Source organism: Celerinatantimonas sediminis (assembly GCF_046054195.1).
GTDB lineage: Bacteria > Pseudomonadota > Gammaproteobacteria > Enterobacterales > Celerinatantimonadaceae > Celerinatantimonas.
On record NZ_JBEQCS010000016.1, the window covers coordinates 77,708 to 98,213 of the forward strand.

Below are 20,506 nucleotides of genomic sequence, written 5' to 3' on the forward strand. Positions count from 1 at the left end.
TTGTGATTACAGATGCCAGTTTGTTCAGTATAAATGACAAACTAACTGGGATGATACCCGCTTAATAGATGTTTTTAGTATCGCTTATAGGAACTGTTGAGCTTTGTGATTAATTTGAGCAAAATTTGACCACAAAAAGCCAACAGCTCTGGATAGATTGCTAATTAATCAAATAGATCTAAACGATTAGCCGCTAAGCTGTTTTTGTTGCACTTCGATGGTAAAATCAATCATTCATCTAATAAAGGATAAGAAGAGTCGGCCGTATGTTAAAAATCTACAATACACTCACACGCCAAAAAGAGCAGTTTAAACCCATTGAGCCGGGTAAAATCGGCATGTATGTGTGTGGTGTAACCATCTACGATTTCTGTCATATCGGCCACGGACGAACTTTTGTTGCTTTTGATACGATTGCTCGTTACCTACGTTGGAGCGGCTACGATTTAACTTATGTTCGCAACATTACGGATGTGGATGACAAAATTATTAAACGGGCGGCTGAAAACAACGAAAGTTGCACTGAACTGGTTGGATATTACACCAACGCTATGCATGAAGATTTTGCCGCGCTGGGGATTCAAAAACCAGATATCGAGCCAACAGTCACCACTCATATTCCAGAAATTATTGAAATCGTAAAACAGCTTATCGACAACGGTAATGCATATGTTGGCGATAATGGTGATGTGATGTTCGCGGTTGATAGCTATCCCGATTACGGCAAGCTTAGTCAACAAAACTTAGAAATGCTCCAAGCCGGGGCTCGCGTTGATGTGAGCGAGCATAAGCGCAATCCGTTGGATTTTGTACTGTGGAAAAATGCCAAACCCGGTGAACCTCATTGGACATCGCCTTGGGGCGAAGGTCGCCCAGGGTGGCATATTGAATGTTCAGCAATGAATATGAAGCACTTAGGCTCAACATTTGATATTCACGGTGGTGGCTCTGATTTAGCATTTCCACATCATGAAAACGAAATTGCTCAAAGCTGCTGCGCTCACCATACCCATTATGTGAATTACTGGATCCACAGCGGCATGGTACAAGTTGATAAAGTGAAAATGTCTAAATCATTAGGCAATTTCTTCACTATTCGCGATGTGCTTCAAGAGTACGATGGCCAGACTGTTCGCTATTTTCTGGTTTCTGGTCACTATCGCAGCCAGCTGAATTATTCTGAAGACAATTTAAAACAGGCGCGTGCCGCGGTTGAACGCCTCTACACTGCGCTGCGCGCAGTTACGCCAGTGGAGCCTTCTGATGATTTAGTGAAATCCTATCGTGATGCATTTATCGAAGCGATGGATGATGACTTTAATACTCCAGAAGCGCTGCCAGTGTTGTTTGATTTGGCAAAAGCGATTAATAAAGTCAAAGACTCAGCACCAGAGCAAGCTGGCCAATATGCCAGTGTCTTGATCGAATTGGGCTCAGTGCTTGGCCTTTGTGGTGAAGATCCTGAAGTTTATCTGCAAGGCGCCAGTGGCGATGATGGGCAAAGTAGCAAAATTGAAGCGCTGATTAAACAGCGAAATGATGCTCGCGCCGCAAAAGATTGGGCAGCAGCAGACCAAGCTCGTGATGCCTTAAGTGCGATGGGGGTTGTGCTAGAAGATGGACCACAGGGGACAACTTGGCGTAAAGCTTAATTAATTTACTTTGCTCAAAGCGGCTCTATAATGGCCGCTTTTTTATCACCAGCGAAAAGTGTTTTGCTCTTAGTGCCTCTGTTATGATGAGCAGCCTTTAACGCGCAGCGGTTTAATTTATGCAATATTTAAAAAAAATCATTATCGCCAATATCATTACTGCGATTATCGTCGCTATATTATCGCATTTTGTTCCTGCGTTGCGGGTTGCATCCATTGGTGATTTTTGTTTTGAAATGGTGATTATTCTTTGGGGAATTGCTGTGATTAGCTGGCGAGGCGGGGCATTTATGCGCCGGGCCAATGAGATGAAAGCGATTCGTAAAAAACGTCAGCTGCCGCTGGTGGATGGCGAACAAGAAAAAGCAACGCAAATAAACAATAAGGGCGGTGTCGATTACACGAGCGAGCTGGTATTATTTGCCTCAGGTGTCCCGGCTGCGCTCGTGTGTATCATCAGTGCGCTTGTGCATACCTACGCCTAATGTGATAAGAATCACCCTTTCAATGAGAGAAACGTGGTTAGGATAGAGATCCTTTTTATCGTTAAAAGGATCTGCCATGTTTTTTGATCACCTCAGTACCTACGCCGTCGATTATCTTTGTACCCGAGATTTTTATGCCGCTTTGTTTGAGCCGTTTGGTTATGAAATCAATTATGAGTTCAGCAAATATATAAGCGATGATTTCCCTCACCAGCGGATCTGCTCATTTGGGGCGCCAGGCACTGATTCACTGTGGATTGTTGAGACGCAAAGCCCTTTTACACCGCGCCATTTTGCCTTTGGAGCCGATACCACTGAGCTGGTGGATACTTTTTATAAAATCGGGTTAGAGCTTGGCGCAATCGATAATGGTGCTCCCGGTTTAAGGCTTGAATATGAACCAAATTATTATGCGGCCTTTTTAATTGACCCGGATGGGAACAATATAGAAGCAGTTTGTCATGCCTAAGTATCAAGGAGCTATTGATGGGACAAATTCATATTCTTAAAGGTGATATTACCACTGCAAAAGTTGATGCGATTGTCAACGCTGCTAATTCAAGAATGCTCGGCGGCGGTGGTGTCGATGGTGCGATTCATCGCGCGGCAGGACCAAAACTTTTGGCAGAGTGCCAGAAGGTCGCGCAAGTGAATTGTGTGCGCTGTCCAACGGGCGAGGCTCGCATTACCACAGCGGGCAATCTTCATGCGAACTACGTGATTCACACAGTCGGTCCGATTTATAACGTCGATAAAGCGCCGCGGGAGCATTTGAAAAATGCTTATGAAAACTCATTTAAATTGGCGCTAGAGCATGATTGCAAGAGCATTGCTTTTCCTGCTATTTCCTGCGGCGTTTATATGTATCCGCATCAAGAGGCCTGCGAAATCGCGCTAAGCATTGCACTTGAGTATGTTAATCGCTTAGATATTTATTTTTATCTGTTCGATGAGCCACTCTTTGATGTGTATGAAAAAACTTATCAGCAATTAGTCGGGCAATAACTAGCTATTAATTTATCCGTTTGTTGGATATAACTGTCTGTCTGATAAATTAATCGCAATTTAATGATGAGTGTTTTTATTCGCCAGTTAACATTGGCCGATGCCAGCGATGCGGCTGTTATTTTCGATGAAATGTATCGATTCTATTTTCCAAACCCACCTCGATTTGCCGATATCGAACCCTATTTAACGAAACGAGTTTTATCGGCCAATTCATCAATGACAGTTGTTGGTATTTTTAGCCAAGAGAAACTCTCGGGGTTTGCCACCTTTACAACGCTTTTCCCAGCCCCATCGTTAAGTGGCCAAATGTTTATTAAAGACCTATTTATTAGTGAAAAGTGGCGAGCTCAGCGGTTAGGATTAAGGCTATTAAAATATTTAGCTAAACAAGCAATAGAAAACGGTTGTACGCGCCTTGATTGGACCGCAGAACAGAGTAACCCCAAAGCCGGGGCTTTCTATCGCAAAATAGGCGCCACGCATGTCACTGATAAAGAGTATTTTCGTTTTAGTGATGAAGCGTTAAGTCAATTTGCACAAAGCAAACTTTAAAGGAATTTTCGATGAAAACAATTGGATTGCTAGGCGGCATGAGCTGGGAGTCAACCACCCACTATTACCAACTGATTAATGAGCAGGTTAAAACGCAACTAGGTGGTTTGCACAGCGCTGAATTGGTGATGGCGAGTGTCGATTTTGCGCCAATTGAACAGATGCAGCGCAACAATCTTTGGCAAGAAGCGGGTGAGTTACTGGGGCAAAAAGCGCAAAAACTAGAGCTTGCTGGCGCGCAGTGTTTGGTTATTTGTACCAATACCATGCATAAGGTCGTGCCCCTTATCGACAAATTTATCTCGATTCCCGTGTTACATATCGCTGATGCAACGGCGCAAACGATCTGTCACTCAGGCATAACAAAGGTCGCTCTACTTGGAACACGCTTTACGATGCAAGAAGATTTCTACAAAAATCGGCTTAAAGATAAATTTGCACTGGATGTGATTGTGCCAAGTGAGCAGCAATGTACGCAAATCGATACTGTCATATTTAATGAACTTTGCCTTGGTAAGGTAGTTAAATCATCGCAACAGGTCTATTTAGAGATCATTGACGAGCTAACCCAGCGTGGCGCTCAGGCGATTATTCTAGGCTGCACCGAGCTTGGTATGTTGGTTCATCAACAAGATACCAACGTACCACTATTTGATGCCACCGTGATTCATGCTCAAAAAGCAGTTGAATGGGCGTTAAATGAGGAGAATTGAATGTGAGTCGTATTTTATATGCGCTTATTTTATCTGCTATGCCGCTTTGTGGATTGGCGCAGCAGTGCCAGATTGACGATAGCAACCTTAACCTTCATTACGACCAGCAACTTGATTATCAAAACGTTGATATTAAAACCGATTTTTTTATGTTGGTATTTTCCAACTCGAGACGTTTTTGTAAAGGGCGTGAAGAGCAACCAAAATTTAAATTTCAGTGTGCTTCAGGTAATCAGTTTGGTTGGGTCGTTCATGGTTTATGGGGTGAGTCAAAAGCTGCTTATTTATCAGGAAACATCCATCAACACCCACGGTTTTGCCAAGGCGATTTACCCAAGCTTGCGTTAAGCACGATTAAACCTTATTTGTGCATGAGTCCAGGGACGGCATTGCTGCAAGGAGAATGGGAAAAACATGGCGCTTGTGATTTCACCGATGCCAAAAGCTACTTTGCAAAAGAGCAATCACTTTACCAACAGTTTAAACTGCCGCCCGTTCATTTGAATGCATCCCAAGCTATTAAATGGATGAAACAGAATAATGTTAAGTTAAAGGATAAATGGCTGAGTAAACAGGGCAGTGAGTTTGGGATCTGTTTTGATAAAAAATTTAGTCTAATCAGTTGCCCTAAAAAATAACAAAAGCGCTCTACTGAGCGCTTTTACACTGTGTTTTCTTGACAGATAAATTTTAAGCGTCGTGATATTTTTCACAAGCTTCTAGCGTATTTTCAATCAAGCTGGCAACAGTCATTGGGCCAACACCGCCTGGAACTGGTGTAATCCAGCTTGCTTTTTCTTTAGCTGTAGCAAACTCGATATCGCCAATGAGTTTACCGTTGTCATTACGGTTAATACCCACATCAATCACAACCGCACCTTCTTTGACCCATTCGCCAGGAATAAACTCAGCTTTGCCAACAGCGACGACTAATAAGTCTGCGCGGCGCACTTCACTTTCTAAATCTTTCGTAAAGCGATGGCAAGTGGTGGTGGTACATCCAGCCAGCAGCAGCTCTAATGTCATAGGTCGGCCGACAATATTGGATGCGCCAACAATCACCGCATGCATGCCGTAAGTATCAACGCCAGTTGAGCGAATTAAGGTCATAATCCCTTTTGGCGTGCAAGAGCGCAGGGCAGGGATGCGCTGAGCTAAACGGCCAACGTTATAAGGATGAAAACCATCAACGTCTTTGTCTGGACGAATCCGTTCAATCACTTCGGTTTCATCAATATGATCGGGTAATGGCAGCTGTACCAAAATACCATCAATTTCTTTATCTTCATTAAGCTCGTCGATAAGCTTGATTAACTGTTGATGTGTGGTTTCAACAGGCAAATCGTATGAGCGTGAGACAAAGCCAACTTCATCGCAAGCACGACGTTTGCTGCCAACATATACTTTAGATGCAGGGTCACTGCCGACTAATACCACAGCAAGACCTGGCGCACGAAGTCCTTTTTCTAGACGTGTTTTTACTTTTTCACCAACTTCATGGCGAAGAGACTGAGCGATAGCTTTACCATCAATGATTTGAGCTGACATACCTATTCATGGGGGGTTATGATTGGATGGCAATTATTGTCGCATGAAGCGCCCGTTAGGCCAATGGCTTTTTGTTTTATAGGCTTGTTAGCCTTTTATTTGGAATATCGGTTATAATTTAGTCAAAACAGTAAGTTATATCTGCAATCGCTAACAAATTGCGTTAAAATATTTGACCGTTTTAGCGAATGACAGTAATATGCGGCCGCATTAAGCGAGATATTCGCTCTAAGCGCCCTTAGCTCAGCTGGATAGAGCACCGGCCTTCTAAGCCGGTGGTCACAGGTTCTTATATTAAGTTAATTTTGGTGTAGTTCATCATGTTGACTATGAAGCTTGTGTTGATGTTGCTTTTGGTGTGATGAGAATCAGTTAGATTCTATGTAAAAATTTGCAAAACGTTTACGATGTTTAACATCAAAATATTCTTAATGTACAGTTGAGAATAGTTTGAGATAAATGTTTTATATAAGTAATAAATGCTCCGTTAGCTCAGCTGGATAGAGCACCCGCCTTCTAATTGGCAGAAATGTAAATTTCAGAAATTGGGCTTCACGAGGGAAACTTCGCGAATGTAAGATGTCAAATTCGGGGAAACCTTACTGATTAAGTTGGCAATCCCGAGCCAAGCCCAGCGATGTATGGGAAGGTGTAGAGACTAGACGGCATCCACCTACAGCAATAGCAATGGTGAAGGGATAGTCCAGCGCACAAAGCCGAATGGTGGTAGCGAAAGCTATAGTGTGATGAAGCGGGTGGTCACAGGTTCGAATCCTGTACGGAGCGCCATTTTAAAGGCCAGTATCTAACAGATACTGGCTTTTTTTAATCTTATGAACTATTGTGGGCTTACAACTGGTTTGTCATTGCACCAATTCAAAAATATTTATATCTAATATAACCTTTTACTAAGTTAAATTGGTGCACTGGGAAAGTGACGGAGTATTGATGTAGACATCACCCCCTTAACTCACTGTTTTACTTATTTTCAGAAAGGTAACGAAAATAAGCCTCAAAGCTGTCATAACTAAATAAGTCGCTGTCATTGAGTAAATCTACAACACGCCCTCCTTTTGCTTCATATGTCCCTTTTAAATCATCATTAATTAATTTATGTATAACCTTACACGCTACTTCTAGTTGCTTTTCTTGTTTTTTTATCAACGATTTAAGCTCTAAAATTTCACTACTTTTATAGATCGTCGCTTTTGGTGGTGAAATTGATGAAATAGCCTTTTGTCGGCTCTTATGTTGATTAATTAATAAAGTTGTAATCTCTTCCTCTTTATCATCTATTACCTTTATCGCCTTCGATAAGTCATTCTTAAGCTTAATAATTTCTTTATTCCTACTTCTTAATTGAAGTTCGCTGGCTGTATTAGATATTTCTAAACTTGTACTTTCAACTCTAGAAAAATATGAACTGATTAATTCTTTATATGGTGAGTTCCTCCTTCTTAGAGTCGAACTGTCAATATGATCGCCTTGGTTATTCATTGTATCAGCTATAAACACAGTTAACTTACGTTCTGATGAAAACTGTGCGTCAGATGTTTGAAGCTGTTCCAATATTTTTTGTATCTTTTTTATTCGAGTTTTTGATTTTGAGACTTTTTTTTCAATTAAGCCTATCATTTTGATCCTTCACCTGGAGATTTTATTAGACTTAATTTTTGTTCTACTGATAAACCATATAAATCTGTTTTAATATTAAATAATTGAGCAAGATAATCTAGATCATTTAATTCTGTGATTTCTTCACCGTGTTGTGTAGCAAGGAACTCTATTTTTCTTCTAAATCGTGATGCTTGAATCTTAAGTTTATCACTATGTAATAATGGAATCCCCTCGGTTTCTTTGAGTCTTAGTAACAATCTTGCTTGTTCAGAGTCGTTATAGGGAGTAAAAGAATTCATAATTTTCAATCCCTCATCAGATACGTAATAAATATCACTACCATTAGAACTCTCTCCAATAGTTAATCTCACAGCCCAATATGAAGCTTGAGTTAAAAGCGTTGACTTTTTATCGTTAAGTTCATCCTTTTCTGTTTCTAGAAATATAAAATATTCTAACTGAGTATTGATAGTTCCAATCTCATCACATAAAAATTTAATATGTGATTTAATCGCAGGGAAATGGTTATTGGTAACAATCGCTAATGGACAAGCATAACAATTTCGCTTCCCAATATTATCACAGACAGTTTTGGGACAGCTACCGCCAACGGGACATATATGTGTACGAAAATATTTAATATTATTTGGATTAGCTTTTTTTAATTCCCTAAGTCCATTTAATTGATAATCAAAATCCTCTGATGTGTTAAAGTTAAGTGACTTTGCATTGTACTTATTAATTGTATCGCCTGGCGAAAATTCAAGATCACTTTCAAAAGCCTTTTCATTTATTTCAGTTTCGGCAACTGTAATGATAGATTTCCTATCCGTGTCTTTTGTTAATTCTATAAGGTTGATAACCTCATTAATAAAATCTTGTGAGGCACTATCTGGTAGTTTCTTTGTATAGTAGCTAACAGTAGCTTCTGATTGACCAGTTAATAGTTTTCCCACAACATCTGCACCAACAATGGGAGCAAAAACACTATCTGTCATCGTTCTTAAAGAATGTGGTGTAATTAGAGTACGTTTGTGTAATGGGATGAACTTCACTTCACTATAATCATCAATATAGTCGACTGAAATTTCGCACTGTTCAGTATTGAAATGTCTCTGATTTGATAAGTAAATAAATTCATCTAAGGCATATCCTAATTTGGGTGCAAACAGTGTTGTTGGAATATAATCTATGTTATTCCGAATTAAGAATGATTCATATTCATTTATAATTTCACTGAAAAAGTGCTGAAAGCTATTATCATTATGTTTTAATTTTGTTCTAAATAGAGGGGATATATCACCCCATTTAGAATTGGGATTCCCTTGATAGGGTATTTTTTCTCCTAACTCTGGATTTGATTCGATTATGAGACTTTTTACGTTTGCTACTTCTTTTAGTAATTTCATGATTTCAGCAGAAATTATAATTGAAAATTTTTCAGTCTTTGTTTTGTCTGTTGATATAAGTAATTCCTGATATTCTGATGTTTCATTCGATAGCGAGAAACATTCAGTATCATCTATCCACATCGCATTTGATCTTCTTAAACCTGAGTGTAATAAAAGCGTTATCATTGCCCATGCTTGGTAATTGTGCAAATAAATATTAAAATCCTTCACTCCTTTATGGCCCCGGTTACTACTATGTTTTAATACTTTAAGCTGATTAATCTCTTTTAATGAGACTCTCCCAACTTGTAAACCAGCACTGTCTTTCATAAAAATGTCTTCATTTATAATGATATAATCCGTATTATTTTCCCCACTTCGAATAGCTTCAGTAACTTCATTTAGCATATGATTTGTGACTGTTTTACAAAATGAGCGCAGTCCTAGCCAATATTCTAAACTAAATATATATTTTCTATTTTTTGCATATTTTTTCCCAATCTTCTTTTTTGCCATGCCTGTAAGTGGGTTTCGGAAACCTTTTATTAATGGAGAGTCTAGACTGCTTAAATAATCAAAAAAATTACTAATTACAACCAAAGCATCTCTTCCTGAATTGTTATTAGTAGTATTTTCTTTTTTCGCAGCACTAGTCATATCATATACAAACTGTTGCAAAGGAACAGGATATTGAAAATTTTCTGTAAACTTATTGGCATTTTCTATCTCAAAAATATTACTTCTTTGAATAAAAAGGCTAGGTAAAAATTCAGTCGGATGTTTGGGATATTCAAATTTTCCCGAAAGACCTGATTTAAAATAAGCAGGTAGATAGCTAAATATATATTTATTTAGAATGCTTAGTCGCGCATTTTTCTGTTTGATTGTACCGTGCTCTATTGAAGTATATCTCAAGAAGTCAATTTGTGCAGCAATCCATATGTTACTTGAATCTAATTCTTTAGCGACAAATGTTGAATCGGTCCCTGAGATATCAGACCAATATCCGTAATCTAATGTGACTTTTTTATTTGTTATTGGAACCCTAATCTCATTTACATTATCAACATTATCCCCAATAAACTCTTTTGCTATTTTTGTGTTTCCTTTAAAAATTTGTTCATTTTTTAATTTTTTTTGCCCCTTTCTTTTTGAGGGGGTTCTATTTTTTAGAAATTCCTGATAAATTTTTTCAAAATTAATATCTGTTGAATAAGAAAGCAAGTTAATTGCTGGCTTAATGCTGTATGACGGTGGAGATCCTTTATAATAAACTACGAGATCTTCATGATATGCAAGTAAAACTTCTAGAGTAATATCTTTAGGTTCTGTAATTCCATTAGCTACTATAATATCTGCAAGTCTTTTAAATGCTTGATTTAATTTATCTCCTTTAACAGAATTTGATCCTATATAGTTAAAATAATTATCTTGGAATAAATTTGTTTTTACGTGATTTTCATTATCTGTGTAACGGTTTAGTGTAGCTCCTAGCCAAAAGTCGACAGCAAGTGCCGGTAGAAAGTTGTTTAGCTTTGTTGTGCTAATGCGTTCTGCTGCTTTTGTCGATTTTGGATGTGAACCGGCCAAACAATTAAGTCTAATTATCTTTTCTAAAGCCAAGTAACTAAGGAATAGGCGCAAGTGATGTAATCGATGATAGTAATCATTAGGCCGAATTTTAGTAAGATTTGGAATCAAATAGTCTAGTTGTTTTTTATATGAATCAGTTTTTTCTCCTCTGCATTCATTAATTAGAATAGTTTCTGATTGTTGTAGAAATTTTTTTATTTGGTCTAGTGACTTAGTAGATATGTTATTAATTGATTCAATTAAGGAATCAACTCCATTATCGGCACCTCGAAAGTTATTTTTATAATCGGCGGGAAATGCATCTACAGAAAATGACTTTAGTTTTTTACTAAAATATTCTACTGATTTTTTAAAATTTTTTAAAGTGAAATCTTTATTGAATATCATTTTGGATCCTTTACTTTTTCAACAGATTTTTTTCATATTTTGATATAAATATGACTCTCTTTGTAAGAGTATTCGATTAGTTATTTCTAGCTGTTTACTAATTACGCCAATATCTACTTTTGAATATATTTTTGTACTTTTTAGTTGCTCATGTCTCATAAAATATTGTACTTCCTCATCTGTATGTCCAAATCCTCCTCTTGAATTGGGAGCAAAGTTCCGCATGTAAACACCATAAAAATGTCTCATCGAATGCGTTTGTTTATCTTCAAACTCAGGAGTGTTCAAACTTGCTCTTAATAGATTGCTATTCCACATTTCTTGTATTGCAGCTTGTGAAGATGTGAAATATGGAAGATGATCAATATTACCTGTAATAATATTTTTCTCACCTCGATTCTTTAAAAAAATATAGTTTGAATTTGATTTTGGCCTTTCTATTTCTAAATATTTAGTTAATTCATCGAAAAAAAAAGACTTAAATGGTTCGACTAGGGTTACTATATAGTGTGCAATATGTTTATTTGATAGTGATAAATAGTCAATTGAATCTAAGTAATTAATTATTTCTTTGCTATTTAATTGTACCTCTTCGTTCATAACCGAAATGTTATCAAATTTTAATCTTGTAGCTTCTGAAAATCTTAGTCCTCCGCCAAAACATAATGCGTACATCGCTTTATCGCGGTGATATTTAGTATTTAATAAGAAAGTTCCAATATGTTTGATTGGAAAATGCTTCGGTTTTTGAATTTTATTTTCTCTCGGCAACTTGAAAAAGTTCTTAATTCTAGCAACTCTAGCGCCGCCAGATATACAAGATGCGAGATATGAATTCTCTATTAGTGCTTTTCGCTCAGAGTATCTTAAGTTTTGTTTTTGACTAAGTTCATTTCCAATAGCATTCGCATCTTGGTCTAAATCAAGAAGTCCATTTGCTTTTTTTTGAATTTTCAAACTATATTCTTGAGCATTTGACGCAAGTATGTAGTCAGTCAAACTAGACAGCATACGTTTAGCCGATGTTCTTTTTACTTTTTTTGCCTCCAAATTTTTTGCGCAAATATTTGCTAATAGATTTTTTGAGCGAGTAGCATCAAGTAAATAAGATGGATACGCATTGAAAATTGCAGTAAGAGTAGTTCTTAATTTCTGACTATTAGAAAAAGCAGGATCATGCTTTAGAGCCGATAAATATTCTGGTGAGTGTATAACATATGACGCTTCAATATAATAGTCATAAAATCTCGCTAAGTCTGAAGCTTTAGATTTAACTGTCCGATATGGTTGACTATTTAATAGCATATTATTTAAATGCTCTTCTACCTCAATAATCGATCCGGTAGATTTTGATATGAATGAATAGAAAACACTACCATCAGGTAATTTTATTTCTCTTTTAATAATGTTTTTTGTTTTTCTTACCATTTTCAGCCTTTCTGTTCTATATAAGATAGATGAACTTTTCTTTAAATTATTTCATTCGTTTTATTAAGAGTTTCACTAATATTTTCTTATGCTTTTAAAACTATGGTCAGATATACTTTAATGAAAGCTATCAGATATTTTTTGAATGGTCAAATATCATTTTAATACAATGAGTTAGTATCATTTTGATATTAACCTGCTCTAGGTTTAAATTTTTAGGTTGTAAATGATAATTATATTGATAAATTATTTGAGTAAGTATCGCTTTGATACTTACTCAATTCAGGTAGATATTTTTAGTTATTATATTTTTTAGACTAAAAAAATACAGGTTACTATCACTTTGCTACTAACCTACCTCTCTGGATATTATTCGATAGGTGATTGAAAATTTTTTAGATTAATCAAATATTAAAGTTAGTATCATTTTTATACTAACTAACTCCAAAAGGAGTTTTGGGATCGTTAAATAATTTTAATACTAATAAATTATCAAGGTTAGTATCACTTTGATACTAACTCTATCCAGATAGTATTTTTGATTTATTATATCATTTTCAGACTAATCAATTATTCCCAAATTCATCTTTGATATTAGCGCTAGAGAGGCAGCTCTTAGGTGGTAATTAACTAATTTGTAAATTGTGGTTCAACCAACATCGCGCTTATTTTGCAGCGTCAATTTCACTGCATTACCCATTTTTTTGGTTTATATGTATTTCATGTGATAGCTCTGGTGCGTTTCAGGAGGTGTTGAACTTTACGTTTCTGAGGGACTTTGGATAAAGTTGAATTTGTTAAAGGCATCAAAGAAGTTGTTGAATTTTCGTCAGTAGATCTCCCGATAAGGGTTTACTCGAACAATCGAATTGGTTTAAATCATTGCTTCCAAGTGGGCGAGCGTTATCAGAGTCTTATCGAGGATGCTGTCAAAGAGGCGGTTTTCGGTATGCTTTGTATGCTTGATGGTGTCAGGTCAATAGTTTGTAGCGACGATAGTTTGATGAATATCCAGTTGACCAAATTAACATGCCTTACAACTATCGGAGATTCACTGATAAATGACACTGAATCAGAGTACCTACATGACATCTACCAAAACGTGTAACCAATATTCAAGAAATCAACATACTTTTCCTAACCGGGCAGAAACGCTGTAGAGAATTAGTTCTAAGACGTTTCTGTCTATTAACTTGGTACGTAAGGCAGCTAAATAAAAGGTGCCCCAAAATCAGTTAGAGCTGATGCTTCATGTCGACCGTTCACTCCTTACTTTCCATACTTTACCGAATTTTACGAAACATTTTAGTTCATCAGGTTTAACATTTATTTTTATCTAATTACCGCGAGCTACTTGCAAAACCCCGTCCGTCTGCTCCGCATTGTTCGCGAACAGCGGACAATGCGGAGCAGATTTATGCTAAAACCACAAGATCCATTAGTTACTTTTAAAATTTTGAGTTATGAAATAGGTTATTCATCAGTAGAGAGCAAAAATCACGACTTGAAGAAAGTTCCATGGGTAACGTTTATGGCTTATGGACACCTCTTTTTTTAGCTAGTTTATCTAACTAATAGGTGCCTAGGAAATCAGTGGCGATTCAAGCTTTCACTGTAACCAAACAATCCCAAACGCAAAATGGGACAAAGGTGAGTCGGCATAAAGCTGGACATTTATGATAAAAATGCCAGCATAACGTCTGATACTTGAATAATTTATCGACCAAAAGCCTATTTATGCCTAACGCAACTACAAACACAAGAATTTATCAGCTCTGTTTCGGTCAACCGAAAGATTCATTGGCAATTGAACAAGTATCTTTGGATTCGCTTGAAAAAGATAAAATCAGAGTAAAAATCGAAGCAACTAATATAAATCCTAGCGACTTGTTGTCTATTCATGGCGTAGGTCAATACAGGCATAGCCATCAGCCCCCCAGAGTACCCGGATTTGAAGCTGTAGGGCAAGTCATTGACTCCAACCACGCAAAATTTAGCATAGGGCAAAGCGTCGTTGTGGCTACAAGCGGCACTTGGCAGCAATATTTAGATGTATCACCAGATAACCTCTTCGTCATTCCGCCGAATCTGGACAGCGGTTATGCGTGCCAGTTATATATAAATGCGCTAACAGCGTGGGTTTTAACCACCGAAATTGCTCAATTGAAGAACGAAGATGTACTGATTATCAACGCTGGAAATTCTGCAATAGGTAAAATTTTTGCACAGCTATCTACATCGCTAGGGTTCACTCTAATTGTCGTAACATCGAAGCCTGAAAATTATCCATACGCTTCAAACCATGTACTAGATGCAAAAGTAAACCTACTAGCTCAAATACAGAACCTTGATTTACCTAACCCCAATATCGCATTCGACGCCATTGGAGGCAAAGCAGGAACTGAGCTGATTCTTACCATCAGCGATAATGGGCGGTATATCAACTATGGAACGCTTTCTCTGGAGTTTTATGAGCCTCGCTTCTTTGAGCACACCAAGAAACAGAACATTGACTTCAGTACATTTTTCTTACGCTACTGGGAGAACTCGGTTAGTAAAGATGTCAGGCGCGAAAAGTTTTCGATGATGTTAGACCATTTCATCACCAATAAAATACAACTAGATGTTGAACGCTGTATTCCATTGGAACAAGTTCAATCTGCTATCGCGCTAATCGAGTCTAAATCAACGACCTTACATGGAAAAATCATATTGACCCCGATGTAGAGGGGGCTATCTCGTCTTGAGAAAAATTATTGCAAAGTCGTCAGTGTAGTTTGTCGTTGACTATTTGGATCTGTCTCATCTCGAATCATCGTTCCTAGCCAAATACTTACGTTAAACTCTTTAGGGTATAAAAAGCGCAGATGGGCGGAAAGGCTACACTTTCCTGAGACCTCTTTGAGGGGGGGAAACTTCAACGAATGGTTCAAAATATCGCTTATTGTTCAGACTCTATTATTTTGTCGATAGTTCAAGATTATCTAGTGAAGTAGTGTTGATTGATGAGACCTATGGAAGCAATTCTCGGATGTCACATTCCAGAACATCTGAAAGCTGATATGCTTTTTCCAATGTAATATTTACTTCTCCCCGTTCGATTCTACCCACATAGCTGCGATCAATATCTGCTGCTAATGCTAATTTATCTTGTGAAATATTTTTCTTTTTTCGCTCTAAACGAACATTTTGCCCAAATTTTTTCGCTAAATCTTTCATTTCAATCGCAAGTATTAAAAGAAAAACTATCTAATCTTGATGCATATACATCCACGGACTATAATCCGTATTTTTCTAAATCTTTCGCAGATAAGAGGCTTGTCGTGTCACTTGCTATAGATGTTCACCCAGACATTTTAGATGTCCTTAGTAATCCAAATATTGATGAGTTCAACATTCCTCAGATACGAGATGTTCTTTTAGCAAGTTCCATGAAGGGGAAAAATAAAGCGACTGTACGCGTATTTGTATCCAGACATTTAGAGATGTTAGTTCAACAGGGCGTTTTGGTTAGCTCGGGGAAACATCGTGGGCGAGTATTTAAAAAGACGAAATTATTCTCACATATCGAATCTCAAAAACTCAAAAAACGCGATAAAGACTCACTTGTTACTGGGGATTTTAAAAAAAATGAGGGACTAAAAAACGACCTTAATCAATTGCTGAAGAAGAAGCTTCATCTTAATGCTGAGCTAGCTATTTTGGTTGCTGAAATAAATGAGCTTAATTCCATTATGGCTGATTTCCCTCGGCTCAACCGGTCAATAAAAGCGTTATATGAGCAATCAACTCATCAGTCGGTCACTTTAACAGGACAAATCTCAGCGTTGACTAAATCTATTGAACAGTTACAAAAGGAAAGCTCTTGATGCTCAGGACCTGGCAGAGTCAATGTATAGACAAAGCTCTTGAGAAATATCGTTGTGGAGGAAAACATTTTTTAGGTCAGGCAACACCTGGTGCCGGTAAAACAGTGATGGCTGCTTATGTCGGTAAAAATCTAATCGATGCTAACATGATTGACCTTATCCTCTGCTTATCTCCATCCGTAAATATAGCTAAAGGTTTTACTGAAACTTTTTCTCGGATTTTACATTGCACATTCGATGGTAAAATTGGTGCGAGAGGTGTCTCATTAACTTACCAGTCTATTCAATATATAGATGAGCAATTTTGGCGAACGTTATCAAAATATAGAGTGTTAGTTGTTTTTGATGAGATCCATCATTGTGCTGGAGATAAACTGACTCAGGCCAATGCCTGGGGTGAACAAATAATTCTAAAACTCCAAACATTGGCACAATATACTTTAGCATTAACAGGAACACCATGGCGCTCGGATAAGCTTCCGATCACTCTATTATCTTATAGTTCTCCTGAGGGTAGAGTTCTGTGCGATTATCAATATTCCCTCAAACATGCAGTGTTAGACAAAGTATGTCGGAAACCTAAAATTGTACTAGTTGATAATGAACAACTTGAATTAACTATTGAAGACAAAAACAAATATTACACATCTATACAGGCTCTGCGTAGTGAAGAGAAGATCAGTTATTCCTCTATATTAAATAACGAAAACGCTCTCATTCACACTCTATCGTTAGCAACAGAACGACTGGATTTGATTAGACAAGACAATCCTCATGCCGCTGGACTTGTTGTTGCTTTATCAATAGCTCATGCTCGAAAAATTCAAAATATTTTGAGCAATACTTTTGGTCAATCAAGTATTTTGGTTTCACATCAGGATCCAAATGCTCAATCGATGATTGAACGGTTCAGACGTGGGAAGTCCAAATGGATTATCAGCATTGGGATGATCGCAGAGGGGACCGATATTCCAAGGCTACAGGTTTGCTGCCATCTTTCTAATATACTGACAGAGTTGTTTTTTCGGCAGGTCTTAGGTCGAATATTACGCATCACTGATGCAAGTAATCAACAGGCATGGCTATATACTTTAGCTGAAGAAAACTTAGTTCAATTTGCTCAATCGATAGAAAATGATATCCCTGATTCTTGCCTCTATATCAACTCATCACAACCTTTTGTTGGTCCTTCAAATGAAGGCGAAATCGAACAATTGCAAATAGCTACAACTCGCTTTGGGGAAAAGCCAAGTCAAGACCGTGCGAGTGACTCAGAACTGGATTGGGATGGTGATTTGGGCCGTACACCGAAATTCACGCAGGTATCACTTTCTTTTGGGTATTTTAAAGAACAAGTTATTGAAGCCTTTTGTTCTTTGTAATGGACAAAAACAACCCAAGCGTATCAGCTGCCAGATATTTAAGTATTGGAAGAACCAATTTTAGTTATATATGGCTGAGCACTAAAACATAGAGGTTTAAAGTTCTGACACAAAAACTTTTACGTTTTCAAACGATTGAGGATTCTCAGCGATGGTTTTCATGCCTATGGCAATAAATTTCAACAGCGCTAATGCTTCATCATCATGCTGTTTTTGCTCATTGCACTGTTCGCTGTAATCAAGATCTTCCATAGAAATTGTTCAATATAAGTAAGAGTAAAGTCCTGCCATTATAGCAACTATCGATGTGATTATCTTTTGAGTTGGATATGTTTACTCATGGTGATTTGACACATCAGAAATGCTCCGAAATCATCTAGTCTGGGAAACTAGCCATATTCGATTGCTGATTATCGTCAAGAGCATTCACCCAACTAGCTAAACGGCATAATAGAGAAGTATGTACATATTAACAGTGCTATTACTCTAAGCGAAGCAAACTAGAGTTTTTTGTTATTTATTTTGATGCATAAAGTCTATAAAATCAGACTGTTATGAGATATCTTCGGGAAGTTATTGTGCACGCACACTTTATTATTAGGTGTATTTAAGTAGCCGCATGTATCTATCTGATATAATAGTTATTATAGAAATTTAGGATAAAAGTGTGCAGGCAGTTTTTGAGTGTGCACAATATAAATATGTTAGCTGCTGATCGGAAAATACTATACATTAGGTTTAATGTAGTGGAAGGGGAGGTGTAATGGGAAAGTACCAACATTTAACAGATTTTCAAATTGATGAAAAAATCAATAGTGGTGAATTTCGAGAAGAAGGAACACTAATTAGGAATGTGTCTAATGGTGAAACGGTAAAAGTAAAGTCGAGTAGATTATCTATCTCTAATTCTTTCCCGACAACATTTCTTCAAGTAAACAATACAGTTATATATCAAGCAGATCTAACACCTGTATATGAAAAAATAAAGCAAAGTAGAGAGTTGCAAAGTTTTAGCGATATGCAAGAACGGTATAATATTATACTGGACTTCTTCGATTCTTATATAAACCATGGTGATCATTTATCCGAGTTGCTAACTGAATCTTTACAAGTGTCTGCAATTTTTGAAAATAGAACAAGAAATTACATTCAAAATTTAGATATTAAAAAAATAGACTCATTAGACATTAATTTATTTGTTGGCTCTCTTTCTGCTTACGTGAATGTTCTGTTTATATATATATTGGTTTCATTTTTGAAGTATAAGGAAAGTTTTTCAAAAGACACTGTAATTATAGGGAAAATTATCAGCCTTAGAGAACAGCTAACAGATGTATATGAGCAGCTATTAGTTAAGAGTACTGTTGACCATGAAGGAGTTAACCGTCTATCAATGAGTGGTTCAGTGTATGCTCTTTATTTGCTAGATAAGTCTTATGATGTATTTGAGTTGGAAGATCTAGTTAAATACGATCGACGATTTAAGTCTGCTCTGGATGTTATTAATTTTTTTAAAAGATACAATTTAGAAATAGAAGATTATTACCATAATACTATAAAGATTTCGATGAATGTACCTCAATATACCAAAGATAGTAACAGAATAAAATTGATAGAATCGTTTAGTAAAACATTGTCAGATTTAGAAAATCTAGAGAATTTACGAGAAGAAATTCTTCAAGTTAAGGATAATAGTGAAGTTATAGCATTGGTGGAATCTAAAATACGCAGCTAACAAGTCGCATCAATTGACAAAAATACATGTCACGAATTTTGGTTCCCAAAATGTAGCGCCATGTATTTTTGCAACCGTGCTCAGCGTTATATGTACAAAAAGTTAGAAGGAAATAATGGATAACAAACCATTGGAAGAGTTAGCTGAAAATTACATTAAAACGAGGCTATCAAAAGCAAAAATTAAGTACTTAAAACCAAACTATGACACCGATGGTGCGGATCTGGTGCTACTAAATCCTTTAAATAAGCACATAGCAAAACAGGTCATTATTCAATCCAAAGGTCGTAACCTGACTGAAAAGCCTAGCAACGTATCAATACCTGCTGAATATGTCGTCTCAAACTTTGTTTGCTTTTTGTATTTGGAAGTTGACGGTGATTTAGATGATTATTTTTATATATTTTTTAGTGAAGACATCAAAAAATGGAATGAAAGTAATGGAAAGTATATATTAAGTATACCTAAAGGTTTTAAAAGTCATAACTACTTTGAACAACATCGTTTTGATGCCAGCTCTCATATAAAAATTATAGAAGAACTATTAAACAACGCTCCTATGTTACGTCAAAGTTATGTCGAATTTGAAAATATGGAGCTAAAAGAAATAATATTTGAAATGTGGAAAAAGTATGACTCTTTCCCTGATTTAAATTTAGTAACTGCATTATACGACGATTTCTATGAGCTGACGGGATCATCAACACTTGATGTCTTTGCTATTTGTGCTATTGCGAACTACCTTGAAGATCTAGATTACAGAAGCTTAGACTTCTTTATGCAGGAGCTTTTCATCATCAGAAATATTGATAAACCTATAAAAAATACCGTCACAATCCATAATCCAGAACAAATACGACGTTTAAACTCTTCATGGTCAATCGTTTATAATCGTGTCTGGTTTGGACAGGTAGATGTCACCTATGATGGTATCGATTATAAAGGCCTATATTGCTATATAGGCGATAATGAAGATCACGTCGAAGTATTATTGTTCGACAACGGAGATTATGTCTGTTTTGGGAAAAGAGTATCGTGCAATTTCCCATACAGCATTTAAGAGTGATTCGCGACGCTTGGCGTTTTCGCTTCGCTTAAGTATAGCCAAGCGTCGCTTACACCTTAATGCGGCGTTAAATTTCAAAG

At 36.9% G+C, this 20,506-nt stretch carries 18 protein-coding genes; 12 read left to right on the forward strand and 6 right to left on the reverse strand.

What is annotated here, in order from left to right:
- The first annotated feature begins 266 nt into the window (after positions 1 to 266).
- The 7 genes from cysS (at position 267) to ABTQ23_RS16420 (ending at position 5,048) form a co-directional block, all read left to right on the forward strand.
- Complete coding sequence (cysS, locus tag ABTQ23_RS16390) at positions 267 to 1,652, forward strand: cysteine--tRNA ligase (protein ID WP_408616824.1); 1,386 nt, start codon at positions 267 to 269, stop codon at positions 1,650 to 1,652.
- 119 nt (positions 1,653 to 1,771) lie between these two features.
- Entirely contained in the window at positions 1,772 to 2,137 is a 366-nt protein-coding gene (locus ABTQ23_RS16395) for a hypothetical protein (protein WP_408616825.1), read from the forward strand.
- Positions 2,138 to 2,213: 76 nt separating this feature from the next.
- Positions 2,214 to 2,606, forward strand: a complete 393-nt coding sequence (locus tag ABTQ23_RS16400; protein WP_408616826.1) for a VOC family protein — start codon at positions 2,214 to 2,216, stop codon at positions 2,604 to 2,606.
- Positions 2,607 to 2,623: 17 nt separating this feature from the next.
- Positions 2,624 to 3,142, forward strand: a complete 519-nt coding sequence (locus ABTQ23_RS16405) for an O-acetyl-ADP-ribose deacetylase (protein WP_408616827.1) — start codon at positions 2,624 to 2,626, stop codon at positions 3,140 to 3,142.
- A gap of 63 nt (positions 3,143 to 3,205) precedes the next feature.
- Positions 3,206 to 3,697 (forward strand): GNAT family N-acetyltransferase, encoded by a 492-nt coding sequence (locus ABTQ23_RS16410; RefSeq protein ID WP_408616828.1) that lies wholly within the window; start codon positions 3,206 to 3,208, stop codon positions 3,695 to 3,697.
- A gap of 11 nt (positions 3,698 to 3,708) precedes the next feature.
- Positions 3,709 to 4,410: an aspartate/glutamate racemase family protein gene (locus ABTQ23_RS16415; RefSeq protein ID WP_408616829.1), complete on the forward strand. Its 702-nt coding sequence runs from the start codon at positions 3,709 to 3,711 to the stop codon at positions 4,408 to 4,410.
- Between the two features lie 2 nt (positions 4,411 to 4,412).
- Entirely contained in the window at positions 4,413 to 5,048 is a 636-nt protein-coding gene (locus tag ABTQ23_RS16420) for a ribonuclease T2 family protein (protein ID WP_408616830.1), read from the forward strand.
- 52 nt (positions 5,049 to 5,100) lie between these two features.
- Here the strand turns inward: ABTQ23_RS16420 and folD are convergent, their stop codons facing one another.
- The 4 genes from folD to ABTQ23_RS16440 all read right to left on the reverse strand — a co-directional run bounded on the left by folD (position 5,101) and on the right by ABTQ23_RS16440 (position 12,374).
- Positions 5,101 to 5,958 carry a bifunctional methylenetetrahydrofolate dehydrogenase/methenyltetrahydrofolate cyclohydrolase FolD gene (gene folD / locus ABTQ23_RS16425; RefSeq protein ID WP_408616831.1) on the reverse strand — a complete coding sequence of 286 codons (858 nt, stop codon included), beginning with the start codon at positions 5,956 to 5,958 and terminating at the stop codon, positions 5,101 to 5,103.
- A gap of 978 nt (positions 5,959 to 6,936) precedes the next feature.
- Complete coding sequence (locus ABTQ23_RS16430; RefSeq protein ID WP_408616832.1) at positions 6,937 to 7,593, reverse strand: hypothetical protein; 657 nt, start codon at positions 7,591 to 7,593, stop codon at positions 6,937 to 6,939.
- Positions 7,590 to 10,946, reverse strand: a complete 3,357-nt coding sequence (locus ABTQ23_RS16435) for a hypothetical protein (protein ID WP_408616833.1) — start codon at positions 10,944 to 10,946, stop codon at positions 7,590 to 7,592. Before ABTQ23_RS16435 ends, ABTQ23_RS16430 begins: the two co-directional genes overlap by 4 nt.
- An 18-nt stretch (positions 10,947 to 10,964) precedes the next feature.
- Positions 10,965 to 12,374, reverse strand: coding sequence for a tyrosine-type recombinase/integrase (locus ABTQ23_RS16440; protein WP_408616834.1), 1,410 nt, complete (start codon positions 12,372 to 12,374; stop codon positions 10,965 to 10,967).
- Between the two features lie 1,737 nt (positions 12,375 to 14,111).
- Here ABTQ23_RS16440 and ABTQ23_RS16445 point away from each other — a divergent pair.
- On the forward strand, positions 14,112 to 15,101 hold the full coding sequence (locus ABTQ23_RS16445; RefSeq protein ID WP_408616835.1) for a zinc-dependent alcohol dehydrogenase family protein: 990 nt from the start codon (positions 14,112 to 14,114) through the stop codon (positions 15,099 to 15,101).
- A gap of 285 nt (positions 15,102 to 15,386) precedes the next feature.
- On the opposite strand, the gene ABTQ23_RS16450 is transcribed toward ABTQ23_RS16445, so the two are convergent.
- Complete coding sequence (locus tag ABTQ23_RS16450) at positions 15,387 to 15,593, reverse strand: helix-turn-helix domain-containing protein (RefSeq protein WP_408616836.1); 207 nt, start codon at positions 15,591 to 15,593, stop codon at positions 15,387 to 15,389.
- A gap of 104 nt (positions 15,594 to 15,697) precedes the next feature.
- Between ABTQ23_RS16450 and ABTQ23_RS16455 the strand changes: the two genes are divergently transcribed.
- Both ABTQ23_RS16455 and ABTQ23_RS16460 read left to right on the forward strand, forming a co-directional pair.
- Entirely contained in the window at positions 15,698 to 16,243 is a 546-nt protein-coding gene (locus ABTQ23_RS16455; RefSeq protein WP_408616837.1) for a VspR family transcription factor, read from the forward strand.
- Entirely contained in the window at positions 16,243 to 17,625 is a 1,383-nt protein-coding gene (locus ABTQ23_RS16460) for a DEAD/DEAH box helicase (protein ID WP_408616851.1), read from the forward strand. Before ABTQ23_RS16455 ends, ABTQ23_RS16460 begins: the two co-directional genes overlap by 1 nt.
- A gap of 96 nt (positions 17,626 to 17,721) precedes the next feature.
- Here ABTQ23_RS16460 and ABTQ23_RS16465 read toward each other — a convergent pair whose 3' ends face one another.
- The gene (locus ABTQ23_RS16465) at positions 17,722 to 17,877 is read right to left on the reverse strand and encodes a hypothetical protein (RefSeq protein WP_408616838.1); all 156 of its coding nucleotides are present in this window, start codon (positions 17,875 to 17,877) and stop codon (positions 17,722 to 17,724) included.
- A 511-nt stretch (positions 17,878 to 18,388) separates the two neighbouring features.
- Between ABTQ23_RS16465 and ABTQ23_RS16470 the strand changes: the two genes are divergently transcribed.
- Positions 18,389 to 19,360: a hypothetical protein gene (locus tag ABTQ23_RS16470; protein ID WP_408616839.1), complete on the forward strand. Its 972-nt coding sequence runs from the start codon at positions 18,389 to 18,391 to the stop codon at positions 19,358 to 19,360.
- Positions 19,361 to 19,475: 115 nt separating this feature from the next.
- Positions 19,476 to 20,420 carry a hypothetical protein gene (locus ABTQ23_RS16475; RefSeq protein ID WP_408616840.1) on the forward strand — a complete coding sequence of 315 codons (945 nt, stop codon included), beginning with the start codon at positions 19,476 to 19,478 and terminating at the stop codon, positions 20,418 to 20,420.
- The last annotated feature ends 86 nt before the right edge of the window (positions 20,421 to 20,506 follow it).